The organism is Aestuariimicrobium soli (assembly GCF_051192575.1).
Lineage (GTDB): Bacteria > Actinomycetota > Actinomycetes > Propionibacteriales > Propionibacteriaceae > Aestuariimicrobium > Aestuariimicrobium soli.
The window spans coordinates 145464-161716 of sequence record NZ_JBPJSQ010000011.1 but is presented as its reverse complement, the minus strand read 5'-3'; the positions used below and the strand labels follow the sequence as shown (position 1 = coordinate 161716).

The 16253-nt window shown below is 72.1% G+C and carries 16 protein-coding genes; 4 read left to right on the top strand and 12 right to left on the bottom strand.

Translation table 11 applies throughout. The features are described 5' to 3' along the window. Positions 1–6: 6 nt before the first annotated feature. A complete protein-coding gene (locus ACSDQ9_RS12890) occupies positions 7–1386 on the bottom strand; it encodes an MFS transporter (RefSeq protein ID WP_435147645.1) in 1380 nt (459 codons plus the stop codon). A gap of 44 nt (positions 1387–1430) precedes the next feature. Here ACSDQ9_RS12890 and ACSDQ9_RS12885 point away from each other — a divergent pair, with 44 nt between their 5' ends. Beyond that, positions 1431–1697 (top strand): DUF3039 domain-containing protein, encoded by a 267-nt coding sequence (locus tag ACSDQ9_RS12885; protein WP_435147643.1) that lies wholly within the window; start codon positions 1431–1433, stop codon positions 1695–1697. Here ACSDQ9_RS12885 and ACSDQ9_RS12880 read toward each other — a convergent pair. The 4 genes from ACSDQ9_RS12880 to ACSDQ9_RS12865 are packed head-to-tail and all read right to left on the bottom strand — an operon-like array spanning position 1663 to position 4871. After that, complete coding sequence (locus ACSDQ9_RS12880) at positions 1663–2142, bottom strand: type II 3-dehydroquinate dehydratase (protein WP_435147641.1); 480 nt, start codon at positions 2140–2142, stop codon at positions 1663–1665. The genes ACSDQ9_RS12885 and ACSDQ9_RS12880 overlap by 35 nt on opposite strands. Positions 2143–2146: 4 nt before the next feature. Further along, positions 2147–3214 (bottom strand): SIS domain-containing protein, encoded by a 1068-nt coding sequence (locus tag ACSDQ9_RS12875; protein ID WP_435147639.1) that lies wholly within the window; start codon positions 3212–3214, stop codon positions 2147–2149. 6 nt (positions 3215–3220) lie between these two features. After that, positions 3221–3424, bottom strand: a complete 204-nt coding sequence (locus ACSDQ9_RS12870) for a Trm112 family protein (protein WP_435147637.1) — start codon at positions 3422–3424, stop codon at positions 3221–3223. A gap of 1 nt (position 3425) precedes the next feature. Continuing rightward, the gene (locus ACSDQ9_RS12865; RefSeq protein WP_435147635.1) at positions 3426–4871 is read right to left on the bottom strand and encodes a phosphohexomutase domain-containing protein; all 1446 of its coding nucleotides are present in this window, start codon (positions 4869–4871) and stop codon (positions 3426–3428) included. Between the two features lie 77 nt (positions 4872–4948). On the opposite strand from ACSDQ9_RS12865, the gene ACSDQ9_RS12860 reads away from it, so the two are divergent. Together ACSDQ9_RS12860 and ACSDQ9_RS12855 are read left to right on the top strand one after the other, a co-directional pair. Beyond that, the gene (locus ACSDQ9_RS12860; protein WP_435147633.1) at positions 4949–5329 is read left to right on the top strand and encodes a DUF3499 family protein; all 381 of its coding nucleotides are present in this window, start codon (positions 4949–4951) and stop codon (positions 5327–5329) included. Between the two features lie 34 nt (positions 5330–5363). Then, a complete protein-coding gene (locus ACSDQ9_RS12855) occupies positions 5364–5774 on the top strand; it encodes a metallopeptidase family protein (protein ID WP_435147631.1) in 411 nt (136 codons plus the stop codon). Positions 5775–5791: 17 nt separating this feature from the next. On the opposite strand, the gene ACSDQ9_RS12850 is transcribed toward ACSDQ9_RS12855, so the two are convergent. The 5 genes from ACSDQ9_RS12850 to ACSDQ9_RS12830 all read right to left on the bottom strand — a co-directional run bounded on the left by ACSDQ9_RS12850 (position 5792) and on the right by ACSDQ9_RS12830 (position 12460). Then, positions 5792–7039: a DUF5719 family protein gene (locus tag ACSDQ9_RS12850; protein ID WP_435147629.1), complete on the bottom strand. Its 1248-nt coding sequence runs from the start codon at positions 7037–7039 to the stop codon at positions 5792–5794. After that, positions 7036–9954, bottom strand: a complete 2919-nt coding sequence (locus tag ACSDQ9_RS12845; RefSeq protein ID WP_435147627.1) for a glycosyltransferase — start codon at positions 9952–9954, stop codon at positions 7036–7038. The genes ACSDQ9_RS12850 and ACSDQ9_RS12845 overlap by 4 nt, the downstream gene beginning before the upstream one ends. An 84-nt stretch (positions 9955–10038) precedes the next feature. Continuing rightward, a complete protein-coding gene (locus tag ACSDQ9_RS12840; RefSeq protein WP_435147625.1) occupies positions 10039–10293 on the bottom strand; it encodes a WhiB family transcriptional regulator in 255 nt (84 codons plus the stop codon). A 162-nt stretch (positions 10294–10455) separates the two neighbouring features. After that, entirely contained in the window at positions 10456–11307 is an 852-nt protein-coding gene (locus tag ACSDQ9_RS12835) for a hypothetical protein (RefSeq protein ID WP_435147623.1), read from the bottom strand. Positions 11308–11371: 64 nt separating this feature from the next. Then, positions 11372–12460 (bottom strand): mannose-1-phosphate guanylyltransferase, encoded by a 1089-nt coding sequence (locus ACSDQ9_RS12830; RefSeq protein WP_435147622.1) that lies wholly within the window; start codon positions 12458–12460, stop codon positions 11372–11374. 59 nt (positions 12461–12519) lie between these two features. Between ACSDQ9_RS12830 and ACSDQ9_RS12825 the strand changes: the two genes are divergently transcribed. Further along, a complete protein-coding gene (locus ACSDQ9_RS12825) occupies positions 12520–13197 on the top strand; it encodes a TIGR03089 family protein (protein WP_435147620.1) in 678 nt (225 codons plus the stop codon). Positions 13198–13299: 102 nt separating this feature from the next. On the opposite strand, the gene ACSDQ9_RS12820 is transcribed toward ACSDQ9_RS12825, so the two are convergent. Beyond that, positions 13300–14331 (bottom strand): glycosyltransferase family 2 protein, encoded by a 1032-nt coding sequence (locus tag ACSDQ9_RS12820; RefSeq protein WP_435147618.1) that lies wholly within the window; start codon positions 14329–14331, stop codon positions 13300–13302. A 45-nt stretch (positions 14332–14376) separates the two neighbouring features. Then, entirely contained in the window at positions 14377–15828 is a 1452-nt protein-coding gene (locus ACSDQ9_RS12815; protein ID WP_435147617.1) for an LCP family protein, read from the bottom strand. Positions 15829–16253: the final 425 nt, after the last annotated feature.

Below are 16253 nucleotides of genomic sequence, written 5' to 3'. Positions count from 1 at the left end.
GAGGGCTCAGCCGACACCCGAGGTGGCATTGCGCACCGGGCCGATCCGCAGGCTGGTTCCCAGCGACGCGAGCGCACCGATCGCCATCACCCCGAACACGGCGGCGAACACGGTGACCGGCAGGTGGCTCGTCCGCAAGCCCGCGAACAGCGTGCCGGCCAGGCCGACGAGCAGGGCGTTGCCGATCGACTCACTGACCTGCAGCGACGACGTGTTGCGCCCCAGCCGGGCCGGCGGCGACAGCTGCATCACGGCGAGCGTGCCCGACGAGGTCGCCAATCCCATGCCCAACCCGGCGATCGTCCAGCCGGTGGCGATCAGGGCCAGGGGCCAGTGGAGCCCCACGGCCAGGCTGACCAGGGCCAGTCCCACCACGTGGCAGGCCGTGCCCACCTGGATGAACTGGTCGCGGCGCAGCTTGATCCAGGCGCGCGACTGCAGCCAGGAACCCAGAGTCCAGCCGATCGAGCCGATGGTGAGCGCCAGGCCGGCCTGGAACAGGCTGAGGCCGCGCAGTTGCACCAGGGCGAGCGGCAGGAACGACTCGGCGGCGAAGAAGGTGCCGGCCTGCAGCAGGCGCGTCCACGAGACCGCGGCGATGCCGGGCGCCAGTCTGAGAAAGCCCGGCGCCATCAGGGGGCGGATGCAGGCCGCGATGGCGATGCCGGCCGCCACGGCCACCACGAGGCCGAGCCAGTCGAGTCGTTGACCGCCGACCTGAAGGCCGGCCAGCCCCACCGAGACCAGCACGGCCGCCCAGATGGGCACGACCGCCGACTGCTCGGGGTGTGGCTCCAACTGCGACCGCATGCGGGCCAGCGGACCCACGCACAGCAGGCCCGCGACCACCAGCACGGGCAGGACGCTCCAGAAGACGGCGTGCCAGCTCCAGCGGTGGGTCAGCCAGGCGGCGATCGGCGGCCCGACGAAGGCCGGCAGCACCCAACAGAAGCTGAAGGCGGTCATCAGCACCGCGCGCCGGTGCTCGTCCCACAACCGGGCGACGATCACCATCAGCGAGACGTTCAGCAGCCCGCCACCCAGACCTTGGACGAAGCGGGCACCGACCAGCACGAGCATGGTGGGGGCCAACGCGGCGAGCACCAGCCCGAGCCCGAAACCGACGACGCCGAGCGCCGCCGGACGAATCGGCCCGAATCGGTCGCTGGCTCGTCCGCCGAGCACCGTCGACAGGCTCATGCCGATCACGAACAGGGAGAACGCCCACGCGAACAGGCTCAGCTGCCCGAGGTCCTCGGCGGCGGCGGGCATGGCCGTGGCGACCGCAATCGCCTGGAAGGCGACGCTGAACACGATGGTCAGCACCCCGACGGTGAGCGCTCGTTGGCTCTGCGGTTCCTCGATCGTGGGGGTCTGGTCAGTCACTCGCACCATCCTGCCAGTGTCGGGGGCTGGGTATGCTCTCAGGCATGAGTCAACAGCTGGCCCCCGGATCCCAGACGGTCGTCGACGAACGCACCCAGGAGTCGTTCGACCCGGGCGACCACGAGCGGTTCTCGCACTACGTGCCGAAGGCCAAGCTCACCGAAGCGATGGTGATGGGCACCCCCGTGGTGGCGCTGTGCGGCAAGGTGTGGGTGCCGCACCGCAACCCCGAGAAGTACCCGGTCTGCCCCGAGTGCAAGGAGATCTGGGAGTCGTTCAGCGACCCCGGTCCGAAGGACCCTGACCGCTGAGCCCCGAAGGATCCTGACCGCTGAGCGAGGCCAGGTGCGCCAGCGCCAGGTCGTACCCGCCGAGCCCGCAGCCGACGATGATGCCGGCGGCCTTCTCGGACAGCACCGAGTGGTGTCGCCACGGCTCGCGCGCGTGCACGTTCGAGATGTGCACCTCGACATAGGCGCTCACCAGGGCGGCGGCGTCGGCGACCGCCCGTGAGTAGTGGGTCCAGGCACCCGCATTGAGCACGACGGTGGCACCCGAGTCGGCGGCCTCGTGCAACCAGCCGATCAGCTCGTGCTCGGCATCGGTCTGGCGCACCTCCACCCGCAGGCCCAGCCCTCGGCCGGTCTCGACCAGGTGCTCGGCGAGGTCGTCATGGGTGGTCGCGCCGTAGATCTCGGGCTGGCGACGACCCAGTCGTCCGAGATTGGGACCGTTCAACACCAGAACTTCGCGCATGGGCTCAGCCTACGGTGCCGAGCCCGATGCCCAGCCAGGCCGCCCCGTACAGGCCCTTCTGCAGCAGGGTGACGTAGGTCTCCATGGCGCTGGTCTCCATCGCATTGGGTTGCTGCAGGTCCCCGGCCTGCTCGCCCACGGCCGACACCAGGCACACCCGCACGTCATGGGCCTGCGCCGACGCCAGCAGCGTGCTGCGGTCCTGCCGCACCTGGGCATCGCCGGCGGGGTCGTCCAGCACCACCAGTACCGGGCGTGGCTGGGCACCGTCCTCGAACGGGTCGGCGAACATGTCGCGCTCCCGCACCCCCTCGATCACCGGCAGCAGTTCGCTGGCGTCCGCGGCCAGGGCCGCGCGACCCGTCGCCCGCCGGATGGCCTCCGCCACCCGCCGCGAGGCGCGGGCGGCGAGCACCGTGCCGCCCCAGACCAGCGGCTGGGCGTCGGCCAGGGCGACGGCGAGTTCCTTGGCGGGGTTGGTGGTCAGGTCACGGTGGGGGGACGATTCCTCGGCCACCAGATCGGCGGCGTCGGCCACCTGCTCGGGCACCACCAACGGCCCCAGCCCCAGCTGGTGCAGCACGCTGAGAACCTGCACCACGCATGCGAGGGCATCACCTGTCGACAGGGGCAGCGTCAGCGTCGTCCGCGACCCCGCCCGCTCGGCCACCGTCGACCCCTGCTGGGCTGCCACCACCACGGCCGCCCCGCGCCGCACCGCCTCGGCCGTCGACGAGACCAGCGCCGGATCGGACCCGCCGGGCGCCATCACCACCACCAGGTCGAGGGCGCCGACCCAGGCGGGCAGGCCGGGGTGGGGCCACGCCATGAACGGCACCGGGCAGACCGGCTCGAGCACCGCCCGCACCAGCCGGGCCTCGGGGCCGACCACGATCACGCCGCGGGGGCGCAGCCCCGCCTCGAAACCGGCGGCCGGGTGCTCGTCCGTCGACCCCGCCGCTTCCCGGCGCACCCGCGACCCCGCCGAGGCCAGCGACCGCAACAGGTCGTCGGCGCGGGGGGACAGGTCGCGCGATTCCAGCAGCGCGTCGTCGAAGTCACCGGACGACATGGCCGCTCAGTTCTCGAGGGTGGAACGGGCCTCGTCGATCAGCAGCACCGGGATGCCGTCACGCACGGGGTAGGCCAGTCCGCAGACGCTGGAGGTGCACACCAGTTCGTGGGCGTCGTAGTCGACGGCGAACTTGGCATGGCAGGCAGGGCACGCGGCGATCTCGAGGAACTCGGCTGAGAGTTCCAGTTCGGGGGTCGGGTTCGACATGTCAGGCTCCGTCGGGATCGGGGATGTGGCTGGCTGGGGTTGGCTTGGCTTGGGTTGTCTCGGGTGGGCGGATCAGGTCGAGCACGTCATCGCGGATCGCGACCATCACCTCGTCGCTGGCCGCCTCGACGTTGAGCCGCAACAGGGGCTCGGTGTTGCTGGCGCGCACGTTGAACCACCACGGACGCTCGTCGGCATCGACGCCGCGCACGGTGAGTCCGTCGACCCGGTCGATGGACCCGTGGTCGGCGAAGGCCCGGGCGACCCGATCGACGACGGCGGCCTGGTCGGCCACGGTCGAGTTCAGTTCACCCGAGTTCGACACCCGCTGGTAGTCGCGCACGAGCGCCGACATGGGCTGGTCGGATCGTCCGAGCATGGCGAGCACGTGCAGGGCCGCGAGCATGCCGGTGTCGGCACCCCAGAAGTCGCGGAAGTAGTAATGGGCCGAGTGTTCGCCGCCGAAGATGGCGTGCTCGGCGGCCATCAGGGCCTTCACGTGGGTGTGACCGACCAGCGAGGTGACCACGCGTCCGCCGAGGTCGGTGACGACCTGCTCGACGGTGCCCGAGGTGACCGTGTTCACGACGATGGTGGCGCCCGGTTCGCGTGCCAGCTCATTGGCGGCGATCAGCGCCGTCACCACCGAGGGCGTGATCACCTCGCCGCGCTCGTCGATCAGGAAGCACCGGTCGGCGTCGCCGTCGAAGACCAGACCGAGGTCGGCCGAGTGCTCCCGGACGGCCCGTTGGGCATCGACCAGGTTCTCGGGCTCCAACGGGTTGGGCTGGTGGTGGGGAAAGCTGCCGTCGAGCTCGAGGTAGAGGCCGATCAGCTCAAGGTCGAGCCCCGCGAGCGCCGGGCCGACGGTGTGGCCGGCCATGCCGTTGCCGGCGTCGACCACGACCTTCAGGTGGCGCAGCCCCGTCGTGCCGACCAGGGAATGCAGCGTCTCGACGTACCCGGGAAGGGTGTCGATGGTCTCGAGCGTCGCCCCGTCGACCGGCTCACCGACGGGGGGGACGGCGGCGTCGAGCTCGAGGGCACGCTCGGCGACGCGGGTGAGGAAGTCACCGTCGACGGGTGCCGCCCCGGGGCGGCAGAACTTGATGCCGTTGTAGCTGGCGGGGTTGTGACTCGCGGTGAACTGCACCCCGTGCAGGTCCAGCGAACCCGAGGCGTACCAGAGCTGGTCGGTGCTGCTGAGCCCCGAGTCGAGCACCGAGACCCCGCGCGAGCGCGCGCCGGCGATGAAGGCGGCACTCATGGCCTCGCCCGAGACGCGCATGTCTCGTCCGACGACGATCCGCTGACCGGCGAGCCCGGCCACCTCGGCGAAGGCCTGACCCACGTGGGCGGCGCCGGCCTCGTCCCACTCCCCCGGAACTCCCTTGGCCGCGACCACGCCCCGCAGGTCATTGGCCTTGAACACGACACGGTTGATCACGCTGTCGAGACTATCGCCGTGGCCCGACCCAGCGCGCCTGCCACACCCGCGGGCCGGGCGGTCGTAACCTCACCCCCATGGCTTCGCGAATGTGCACCCGCACCACCTGCCGGGCGAAGGCGACCACGACGCTCACGTATGTGTACGCCGACCAGACCGCCGTGATCGGGCCGCTCAGCCCCGAGTCGCACCCGGGCAGTTACGACCTGTGCGACCAGCACGCGACCACCACCACCGCACCGCGAGGGTGGGACACGATTCGCCTGCCCGACGACGACGGCCCCACCGTCGCACCGCTCGACGACCTGTTGGCGCTGGCCGACGCCATCCGCGAGGTGGGCATGCGCGTGGACGACCCGATCGCCCCGGCCGACCTCGGCGGAGAGGTCGTGGTGCTGGCCGAGAAGCGACACCTGCGCGTGATCGCCTCGCCGGCACCCGTGCCCGTGCAGCCGTGACCCGTGCAGTGGGTGCGGCAGTGAGGCGGCGACGATGAAGCGCCGCGACCGCCACGACCGGGGCCTGCGTGGCCCCGTGACGCCCATGGGGGCGCCCCGCCGCAACCCGACCCCGGCGGGCTGGTTCGAGGAGTGCCTGACGGCCTCCCTGGCCCGGATCGGCAGCCTTCAGCCGGGCCTGCTCGAGCACATCGACGTCGGCGTCGAGGAGGTTCCCCCGGTGCGCGACCACGACACCCGGGTGGCGCTGGCCGCGGCCATCGAGGCGTCGGCCACCGAACCGGCGCGGGTCGTCGTCTACCGTCGCCCGCTGGAGCACCGTTCGTCCGGTCGTCGCCACCTGCGTCGACTCGTGCACCGCACCGTGGTCGAACAACTGGCCGCGCTCACCGGGCGCACCCCCGACGACCTCGACCCCCTGGTGGGCGACGAGGACGACGACTGAGTCTATCCAGCCGGGGGTCAGCCCAGCCGGGGATCCTGGTCGATCTGCACCTGCGTCGACTGCATCACGGCGGGACGAAGGGGCTGCACCGCCACCCCCGAGGTCGAGGCGATCGCCACGGCCGCGATCGGCTGGGGGCTCACCAGTGTGATCCGCTGCTCGGCCTGCACCTGCGTGCCGGCCGCTCCCAGCGCCGGCACCCTCAGCTGGGTGGTCTTGCCGCCGGAGACCACCTTCACCGTGATCGGCTGGGCCTGAGGGTTGATCACCTGCACCACGCTCGAGGCCGGGATGTCGCTGATCACCTTCGCCACCGGCGCCGACCCGACCATGGCGGTGTCGCTGCCGACCCTGATCTCTGCCGTCGCGACGATGGGTGCCTTGTCGGAGGTCACCCGCAGGGCGGTCGCCTCGCCGGCGAGGGCGGTGGTCAGGTCGAGCATCACGCTGGACTGACCGTCGACGGAGACGTTCTCGGTGCCGACTGGCACGTACTCCCCGCGCCCGTTCATGGCCTTGACGGTCACCTCGGCGCGGTCGTCGCCGGGGTTGCCGATCACCAGCCGCGTGCGGCTCGACCCCGAGGCGATTCCCGGCAGGAAGACCTCCGGGGCGGGCTGCGTGGCCGCGAGCTGGTCGACGGAGCCGTCGACGGTGCGCCCGACCATCACGACCCGACCCTGGGTGGAGGTCTGCACGACGGTCACCGGGTCCGACCCGGGAGCGAGCACCGAGATCGGCACCACCCTCACCTGGCCAGGCCCGACCGTCAGGCCGCGGGAACCCGCGCTGGTGAGGTTGCCGGTCACCGAGCTCAGCGACAGGTTCACGACGGCGGGGGTCTTGTCGGGGTTGAGCAGCAACAGGTCAGAGACGGCCGGGTCGGGCACCTGCACCGCCGACGTCGACGTGGGTTCGGTGCAGGCCGCGAAACTGCGCCCCGTCGACGAGGTCAGGTTGACCCCGGGCGGCAGCACCCCGCCGGTGGTGCTCTGGGTGACCACGACGGGCGCGTTGACGGCCGCCTTGGGGTCGATCGTGGCGGCCTGGTCGGAGAGCAGTCGCACGCTGGCGCCGGGGGTGGTGCCGCCCACCAGGTCTCCCGAGGCTCCCTGCACCGGGCAGACCCCCATCTGCAGGGTGGCCACGTCGGGCAGTCGGGTGGGTTCGCGGTACTCGACCGGACGAGTCAGCCCCGTCACCAGCAGCGCCGAGGCGACGACGACGGCGGAGCCCGCCACCAGCAGGCGTCGACGAACGGTCATGCGGCACTCCCCTCACGCGCACCCGCCGAGCGGCGGGCGGCCGCCCCGCCCTGCTGCCCCAGCACCGGGGCGGCGAGGGCGGCCAGCACGACGGCCACCAGCGACTCCAGCACCACGGCGGTCACGCCCCACCGGCGCGCCGGCGGTTGGTAGGTGGCTCCCTCGGAGACGGTCCAGACGCGGGTGTTCTCATCGACGAATCCGGGCACCAGCCCGGGGGCATTGTTCAGCCCACTGGTCTGCACGCTCGACGGGCTGCGCAGCCACAGGTGACCGACACCGCGGGCGCGCAGGCTCTGGGCCAGTTCGTCCGACGGGGCGCCCTCGGCGATCTGCTTCACCAGCGCCCCGAACGCCAGCGAGGCCGCCTCGTCACCGGCGGGGTTCTGCTCCGCCGACCCCCAGCGGGGCTGGGTGCTGCTGACCACGTTCCACCGGACGACGCCCTGACTCGACGTGTCGATCATCAGGGTGCGGGAGCGGCGGGGCGAGTCCTGCACCGCCACCACGTAGGAGGGCAACGACGACTCGACGACCGAGAGCTGGCTGATCCGGTCGCCCGGGATCCAGGCGACAGCGCTGGCGATCAGCAGCGCGACCGACGACACCGCCAGCGCCCGGGCGACGCCGCGGAATCGTCCGCCGGGATCGCGGGAGAGGGCGTCATAGCTGAGGGAGACCGAGACGACCAGCGCCCCGAAACCCATCAGCAGCCAGGTGTCGACGGCCGGCCGGGCGACGGCCCCGTCGAGCATGAAGGCCTGCTTGCCGAGCGTGGTCGCCAGCCCGAAACCGGCCACCCCCACCGCCAGCCAGCCCAGTGGTCCCGATCGTCCGCGGGTGGCCGCGAGCACGGCACCACCGACGGCGGTCAGCGCGAGCACGGCCACCACGATGCCGCTCACCCATGCGGTCCAGCCGCCGGCCGAGCCGCCCACCAGCAGCCAGGCGCCCCGGGGAGGATCGAGGTGGGCGACACTCAGCGGGTCGGCGGCCGTCAGCAGCCTGCCCGGGTGGTGCAGCAACCGCGGCACCCAGACACCGATCATCGCCAGCGGTCCGAGGGCGACCAGGGCGGTCCGCAGGCTCCAGCGGCGCCGGACGAAGGCGTGAACGACTGCGGTGACCGCCGCGACCACGGCGAACAGCGGGGTCGCGGTGGCCAGCACCCCCAGCCACAGTGCCAGCGAGGCGGGGGCCCGCCACAGTTCGGCGCCGGTGGGCAGGTCATCGGACGACTCCCCCGCACTCGGCCGGTCGGTGCGGTCGAGGGCGAACCAGCGCACCGTGGCGAGGGCGACCAGCGGCATCACCACGGCCGTCATCGACGTGGCCAGCAGGCCTCGTCCGGTCGAACCCAGCAGCACGACACCGAGCCCCCACAGGGCGGCGAGGCTCGCCTGCACCCAGGCGCCGTGGCCGCGCAGCACCCAGCGGGTGAGGCGAAGGCAGGTGGCGGTGGCGAGCAGCGGCGCCCCGAAGATCAGCAGGCGGGCGAACAGTTCGGGCGAGCCGAGGGTGAGGGTGGAGCCGAGCGCGGCCCAGCCGAGCCAGGGGGCATTGCCGCCCGGCAGCGCCACGGGCTCGGCCGACCACAACCGGAAGGCCTGACCGAGCGTGTCGGGAGCCGGCAACAACCGCACCCCCACCAGATGGCCCGGCCCCAGGTAGTGGCGGGCCACCACCAGCGAGGCCACCAGCATCGAGGCCAGCACGACCGTCACCGGCGACACCAGGCGACCGCCCGATCGTCCGCCGGAGAAGTCGTCACCGGTGAGGTCGTCGATCGAGGTGTCGGAGCGGTCGTCGCGCAGGTCGCGGTAGCGATCCGAGAAGCCGCCGGCGAGGCGATCGAGACTGGCGCGCAGTGACTGCAGGTTCGTCGGCCGCAGCGACCGCACCGCCGGCACCGCGAGGGCGGCACCGGGGTTGCGCTGGTGCATGCGGCGGACGACCTCGCCGTCGCCCAGCAGGGCGGCGGCGGCGCGCCACCAGGCCAGCCCGGCCCGGGGCGACTTGCCGATCAGCAGTCCGAGCCCCTTGAGCAGGGCGGTGAGGGCGAGCCAGACGATGGTGCGCCGCGGGTGGCGCGCGTGCGCGGCGACCACGCGCATGCCCAGCAGTCGGTCGAGGGAGGGGTCGGGGCTGTCGGGGCGTTCCCCGAACCGGCTCGCCTGCCGGTGGTGCAGCCCGGCGGCAGGGGCGGTGCGCACGCGCAGCCCGGCCTCGTGGGCCCGCCAGCCCAGGTCGACGCCGTCGCGGTGCAGCGGCAGGTCGGGGTCGAAGCCGTCGAGGGCGTCGTAGGCGGCGCGGGTGAGCAGCAGCCCACAGCTCGACCCGCCCAGGGTGTCGGCCTCGTCGAGCTGCCGCTGGTCGACGTCGCCCGGTTCGACCGAGAGCAGCCGGTCGCCCGTGGCGGTCACCGACTGGCCCACCTCGCTCACCCGGGTTGCGTGGTTGCGCCGTTGGGGCTGGAGCAGGGCGGGAAACAGCAGGTCGGGGGTGGGGGTGGACGACGCGGCCAGCAGGAGTTCGTGCAGGGCGGTGCGGCGCGGCTCGGCGTCGTCGTGCAGCAGCCACAACCACACGTGGTCGGGCGGGAGCATCGGGACGACGGCCTGCAGGGCTCGTCCGAAACCGCCGGCGGGAGCGTCGACGACCTCGTCGAGGAGACCCTCGTCAACGGCCCGCTCCAGCAGTTCACGGGAGCCGTCGGTGGAGCCGGCATCGACCGCAATCATCAGGCCCGGGCGATCATCCAGGCGCCCGAGGGAGACGAGGGTGCGGGCGAGCCACTCGGCCCCGTCGTGCACGACCATCACGGCGGCCACCTCGGCCGGGGAGATCGTGGGTTGGGGTGCGGGGGTGGTCTCGTGTGCCCACGACCAGTCGACGTCCGAGGTCTGGTCGGTCACGGGGCCTCCTCCCGGTGGACGATGGTCACCATCCGCGGATCCGGACGGCGATCAGGTGCCGAGTCTAGGCGGACTCGGCCAACCTCACGCGCGCTTCTTCAGCCGACGGCGCTCCCTCTCCGACAGTCCGCCCCAGATTCCGAAGCGTTCGTCCATCGCGAGCGCGTACTCCAGGCACTCCCGCTTGACCTCACAGGTCTCGCACACCTTCTTGGCCTCTCGCGTCGAGCCGCCCTTCTCGGGGAAGAACGCCTCGGGGTCCGTCTGCGCGCAGAGGGCCCGCTCCTGCCACTCGAGTGGTCCGTCGGCGCTCGACAGCACTGTCACCAGATCGCGCATTCCGTATTCCTCTCGACCCACACGCCCGCCCGGTGACGGATGCGTTGACTCAAATTACAAGCGTGTGGTTCCACTTCGTCAAGCTGAAGGCGAGAAAAAGTCGGGCTTCCTCGGCGTGGCGCATCGATTTTGTCGGAGTCATCCCTCTCGATGGCGCGTGGATCAGTCGCGGGGCTGCTGGGGCCACTGCGGCGCCGGACGAAGCACCGTGCCCTCCTCCTCGTCGGCCGGGTGCGGCTGGGGCCAGGGGTCGGGCTGCCCCGTCGCGGGCCACTGCTGCTGGGGCTGCTGGTTCTGGGGCTGCTGGTTCTGCGTCTGCTGGGTTTGGGGGTTCCACTGCTGCTGCGGCTGCTGGGGCTGCCAGCTGGCGCTGCCCTGCGAACTCGCCCCGGGGGTTCCCCACGTGGACGCCGACGCGCCACTGGCGGCATCGCCCGCGCGCAGCCAGGCGCCACCGGAGGCCTGGTCGGGCTGCCAGGTGGGGGGCTGGCCCTGCTGGTAGGGCTGCACGGCCTGGTTCCGCTGGCCTGAAGGGGTCTGGTTCGCTGGCGGCAGGGCGACTCGTCCGCCGGTGGTCTGGGTGGCCAGCAGGTAGGCCACCACCGCCGCGCCGGCCTTGGCCAGCAGCTCGAGCAGGTCGTAGGCGGCCGTGCCGAAACGCCAGTCACGGTTGCTGAGGGCGACCACGCCGAAGCCGAGCCCGGTCACCACGTCGAACGCGAGCGTGGCCGCCAGCACCAACGACGGCACCTTCACGTCGAGACGCGGCGAGCCGGCGGCACTCCAGATGAGGGCCGCCAGCGCGGGCAGGGCGTAGGTGAGCGTGGTCAGCCCGCCACCGGAATAGAGGGACATGCTCCGCAGTCCGCCCCCGCCGTTCTGGGTCAATCCGGAGATCCACGCCACCAGGTAGCTGGCGACCGTCAGGCCCACCAGCCCCCAGGCGAGCGCTGGCCGCAGGCGGTTCACCCCCGGCACGGCGGACGACGACTGGGGCTGGGGTTGCTGCGACATCGGAGGTTCCTCCAAGAGATGGGATCGCCTCACTCTAGGACAGGGCGGCCCAGCAGCCGTGCGGCTAGGCGAACGCGGGCCCGGCCTCCTCGGCCACCCGGGCCACGAGATCCTTGACACGCTCGGAGTCGGCCAGCGGCACCACCATCGTCGCCCGGTCGGTGACCACGACCGCCATGCCGCGCAGGCCCGACACCGCGACCACCCGGTCGTCCGTGCGGTTGATGATCAGGTTGTCCCAGCTGTCGAGCACGACCGTCTCGCCCTGGCGGGCGTTGCGGTGCGGGTCGGCCGGGAGCTGACCGGCCAGGGCCAGGAACGAGCCGACGTCGTACCAACTGATGGGCAGTTCGACGGCCACCACGCGACCCGGCGCCCGACCGCGTGAGACGGGCTCCATGATCGCGTAGTCGACCGACACCTTGTGCAGGCTCGGATAGATGGTCGCGAGCAACGACGGGTCCGCGGCCAACGCGCTCACCTGCCGGTGCGTCTCGGGCAGCACCTCGGCCAGAGCGATCAGCAGGGTGGCGGCCCGCCAGACGAACATGCCGGAGTTCCACCAGTACTCGCCCGACGCGAGGTACTGCTCGGCCACCCGGCGCTCGGGCTTCTCGGTGAACTCGGTGACCTCGCAGGCGTGGCCGCCGACCTCGGCACCCCGGCGCAGGTAACCGAAACCCGTCTGCGGACTGGTCGGCACGACGCCGAAGGTGACCAGCGCATCGGGCTGCGACTCGGCGATCGAGAAGGCCTCCTCGAGCCGCTGGCGGAACAACGACTCGGGGCGCATCACATGGTCGGCGGTGAGCACCGCCATCACGGCGTCGGGGTCCTGGGCCGCCAGCACCGCCGCGGGCCAGGCGACCGCATTGAGGGAGTCGCGGCCCTCCGGCTCGCCGAGAATGTTGGCGGCCGGAATCTCCGGCACCTGCTCGGCCACCCGGTCGGCGTAGTCGGCGCCGGTGCAGATCAGGATGCGCTCGTCGGGCACGAGCCCGCACACCCGCTCGTAGCTGATCCGCAGCAGCGACGCATCCAGGGCACCCGAGGCGTCCGGGATCAACGGCAACAACTGCTTGGGCTCCCCCTGGCGCGACAGCGGCCACAGCCGCTTGCCCGAACCACCGGCGACGATGACGATGTAGCGCATGCCCTGAAGCGTAGCGGCCGCCCCTCCCAAGGCTCGCGGCCCCTCCCTAGACTGGCGCCGTGCTTACCGCCCTCGAGAACCGTGTTCAGCGCGACGGCGCTCGTCCCCTGCTCACCTGGTACGAGCCCGCGACGGGAGCCCGCGTGGAGTTGTCGGCCACCACGTTCGCCAACTGGGTCGACAAGACCCGCAACCTGTGCGACACCCTGGGTGTGGACGACGAGGCGGTGGTGGCGCTGCCCGTCGTGCACGACCACCCGGGGCATTGGCTGGCGTGGGTGTGGGTGGTCGCGACCTGGCAGGCTGGCGGGCGCGCCGTGGTGGGCCCCAGGGAGGGCGTCGAGGGTGCCGACCTCGTGGTCGTCGGCCCCGAGGACGTCTCACCGGTGCCCGGCGTCGAGACGGTCGCCTGCTCGCTCCATCCCCTCGGCCTGGGGCTGTCCGTGCCGGCGCCGGGAGTGACCGACGCGCACGAGATCCTCTCCGAACCCGATGTGCACGTGCCCGGCTCCCCCACCGACCTGTGGTGGAGTGACGCGGCCGGCGACCTGGACGGGGCGGCGCTCGCGGGCATGGCACCCATCAGCACCCGGCTGCTGGTGCGCGGCGACGACCCCCGGCAGGTGCTGACCGCCCTGGTCGGTGTGGTGCTCGGCGGCGGTTCGCTGGTGTTGGTCGACGGACCCGCCAGCGACGAGCAGGTCGCGGCAATCGCGGCCGCCGAGCTCACCGCCTGACACGTCGGCCGGCCCAGCCGGGACGATGGCGTGCCGCAGTGCCGCCATCGGGGCCCGATCGGGCCTCCACGCGCCACTGCGTGACGTGATTGTTCGGGAGCCTCAGGCCGTGGGCCTCGGCGCGGGGTCGGGATTGGTCCGCTCGTCGGCGGTCAGGCCGCGAACGAACCCCGCGCCCCACCCCAGATGCATGACGGCGAGCACCGCAGGCAGGCGCAGACGCGCGCGCCACGGCAGGTCGCCCTTCACCCCGGCGGCACCGATGCAGACGCCGGCGGCGTAGGCGGCCGGCACCACCAGGGCCGCGGTCAGGGCGCGGTGGCCGGTGGCGACGCCGACGAGCCCGACCACCAGGCCCACGGCCGAACCCAACACCACCAGCGGGGGCGCCAGGTAGCGGGCGCTCGCGGTCTGCGGGTGCCGGCGGATCACCTCGCGGCGCCACTTGCCCGTCGTGAAGAACTGCTTGGCCAGGGCCCGAGCCGTCGAACGCGGCCGGTAGGTCACCCGCAGGCGGGGCGTGAACCAGACCAGTTCGCCCGATTCGCGCAGGCGCAGGTTCAGTTCCCAGTCCTGCGCACGGCGCAGGTCGGGGTCGTAGCCGCCCACCCGCAGTAGGGCCTCGCGCCGGAAACACCCCAAGAAGACCGACTCCGCCGGCCCCTCCTCGGAATCGGCCAGGTGAAAGGCTCCCCCGCCCAGACCGATGCGGGAGTTGTAGGCGGCGGCGACGGCACGCTCGAAGTCGGTGGTGCCGCGCGCGTCCATCAGCCCGCCGACATTGGCGGCGCCGGTGCGCTGCAGGGTGGCCACGGCGGTGGTCAGGTAGTCAGGGCCCAGTTCGCCATGGGCGTCCACCCGCACCACCACGTCGTGACTGCTGGCCGCGATCGCCCGATTGAGCCCGTCGGGGGTGGTTCCCGACGGATTCTCGACCACGACGAGGCGGGGGTCGTCCGCGGCCAGTTGGGCGGCGATCTCGGCGGTGCGGTCGGTCGACGGGCCCAGGGCGAGAACGATCTCGAGGTCACCGGGATAGTCCTGGTCGAGCACGCCCCTCAGTGACGTGCGCAGGTGCCGTTCCTCGTTCAGCACCGGCATCACGACGCTCAGCGTCGGCCAGGGTTCACTCACGCTGCCCATCCTTGCAGGTCATCCAACAACCGGCTCGACACCCGCTCAGGAGACCGAGCAGACCTCGGAGAGGTCGTCGTTCTGGGGCTGGGGGGTGCCGTTGTCGTCGGCGGTGGTGGACGACGCCGAGCCGGGGGCGGACGCGCTGGTCGCCGGCCGCTCGGCGGTGGTCGGCGCGCTCGAGGCGGCCGGCGCGCTCGACGCCGTGGACGAGCGCCGCGACGGGTCGTCCAAGGCCTCCGAGGCGGCGATCCGCTGCTTCACGGTGGTGCGGATCACGTCGAGCTTGGGATTGCCCGGGTAGATCAGCGGCGGGGTGAACGAGACCGAGCTGATCGGCTTCGACTTGGCCTTGGAGGCGAGCGTCATCAGTCGGTTCACCTCGGTCGAGGGCACGTCGGTGGCGGCGATCTCTTCACCCGCTCCGGCGATGTCGTTGAACTTGACCACCACCGTCGCGGGGTTGAGCTGGTTGAGCATGGCGTTCATCACGCACTTCTGGCGGATGATGCGCTCGTAGTCGGTCGACCCGTGCCGCGACCGGGCGAACCAGAGGGCGTGGTAGCCGTCGAGGTGCTTGTTCTTGCCGGGCTCGATGTAGCCGAACACCTTGGAGGTGCCGCCACCGATCGGCACCCGCTTGTTGACGTCGAGGGTGATGCCGCCCACGGCGTCGATCAGGCTGATGAAGCCGGCGAGATCGATCATGGCGTAGTAGTTGATCGAGAGGCCGAGGGTCTGTTCGACCGCCTCCTTGGTGGCCTGCACCCCGGGATCCTTCACGCCCGGGTACAGGTCGGCGTGTTCCTGCCCCAGTGTGTAGATGGCGTTCAGCAGGCACGAGTGGTCGTCGCAGGAGTACCCGTCGGGGTAGAGGGCGTGCAGCGGCGACGAGGTCGGGAACTCCACGTCCTCGAGGTTGCGCGGCAGGCTGAACAGCACGGTGCGTCCGGTGGCCTCACTCACCGAGGCGACCGTGACCGAGTCGGGACGGAGCCCCTGCCGGTCGGCGCCCGCGTCACCGCCCAGCAGCAGCACGTTGATGCGGCCAGCGTTGGCCTTCTTGCTGCCGCCGCCGGCGAAGACGCTCGAGAACAGGTCCCCCTGAGCGCGAGCCATCGACCCGAGCCCCAGCGAGGCGAAGAACACGGCCATGGCCAGCACCAACGAGGCGACGCCGAAGCCCAGCCGGCCGCGCGGCGCCATCGTCAACGGACGAGCGACCCGCCACGCGTCGAGGATCAGTGCCGCCCAACAGACCCCGAGGGCGATCACCACCCACTGCATCGCCCGCCAGAACGTGCCGTTCGCGGCCACGGCCACCACCGGACCGCGCCACACCAGGGCCAGCAGTCCGACCAGCAGCACCACGCAGAGCAGGGCGCCGATCACCCGCAGCGCGATCACACCGACCCGCCGGTTGCCCGCCACCAACTGCGCACACCCGGGCAGCACGATGCTGCCCACGAGGTAGCCGATGCCGCGGCGCAGCGCCACGCGTTCGCTCCTCTGGGCCACCGTGGGGGCATCCGCGGGCTCGCCCGAGATGGGCGCGGGTTGCACGGGCTCTGGTGGCACGGGCTCTCCGATCTGGGGGGGAAGCAGGGCGCTGTCCAGTATGCGGCGACCGGCCGAGGCGGCCCACCTGCCACGCCGCGCCCCCCACCAGGTGGGATGCGGGGAGGTGCGACCTCTGCCGCTGGGGGACGAAAGAGGCGCGATCGCGTGCGACCGGGGTCGTGGTGCGCCGTCGCACCCGGGCCCGGTGGTTACCGTGGAGAGGTGAATGCTTCCCGCGACCCCCGCGACCCCCGCGACCCCGGCAACCCCAGCAACCGGGGCGACCACGCGCAGGACCGCTCCGGAGACCTGGAGTGGCTGTACGGCACCGACGAGGCCAGGCCCCCGCGCTCGCGCCCGCA

What these genes read in the sequence shown, in the direction of transcription:
- ACSDQ9_RS12835 (WP_435147623.1), bottom strand. Translation starts at nt 11,307, where the DNA reads ATGTCGCAGCAACCCCAGCCCCAGTCGTCGTCCGCCGTGCCGGGGGTG.
- ACSDQ9_RS12870 (WP_435147637.1), bottom strand. Translation starts at nt 3,424, where the DNA reads ATGTCGAACCCGACCCCCGAACTGGAACTCTCAGCCGAGTTCCTCGAG.
- ACSDQ9_RS12880 (WP_435147641.1), bottom strand. Translation starts at nt 2,142, where the DNA reads ATGCGCGAAGTTCTGGTGTTGAACGGTCCCAATCTCGGACGACTGGGT.
- ACSDQ9_RS12875 (WP_435147639.1), bottom strand. Translation starts at nt 3,214, where the DNA reads ATGTCGTCCGGTGACTTCGACGACGCGCTGCTGGAATCGCGCGACCTG.
- ACSDQ9_RS12855 (WP_435147631.1), top strand. Translation starts at nt 5,364, where the DNA reads ATGAAGCGCCGCGACCGCCACGACCGGGGCCTGCGTGGCCCCGTGACG.
- ACSDQ9_RS12830 (WP_435147622.1), bottom strand. Translation starts at nt 12,460, where the DNA reads ATGCGCTACATCGTCATCGTCGCCGGTGGTTCGGGCAAGCGGCTGTGG.
- ACSDQ9_RS12885 (WP_435147643.1), top strand. Translation starts at nt 1,431, where the DNA reads ATGAGTCAACAGCTGGCCCCCGGATCCCAGACGGTCGTCGACGAACGC.
- ACSDQ9_RS12860 (WP_435147633.1), top strand. Translation starts at nt 4,949, where the DNA reads ATGGCTTCGCGAATGTGCACCCGCACCACCTGCCGGGCGAAGGCGACC.
- ACSDQ9_RS12840 (WP_435147625.1), bottom strand. Translation starts at nt 10,293, where the DNA reads ATGCGCGATCTGGTGACAGTGCTGTCGAGCGCCGACGGACCACTCGAG.
- ACSDQ9_RS12850 (WP_435147629.1), bottom strand. Translation starts at nt 7,039, where the DNA reads ATGACCGTTCGTCGACGCCTGCTGGTGGCGGGCTCCGCCGTCGTCGTC.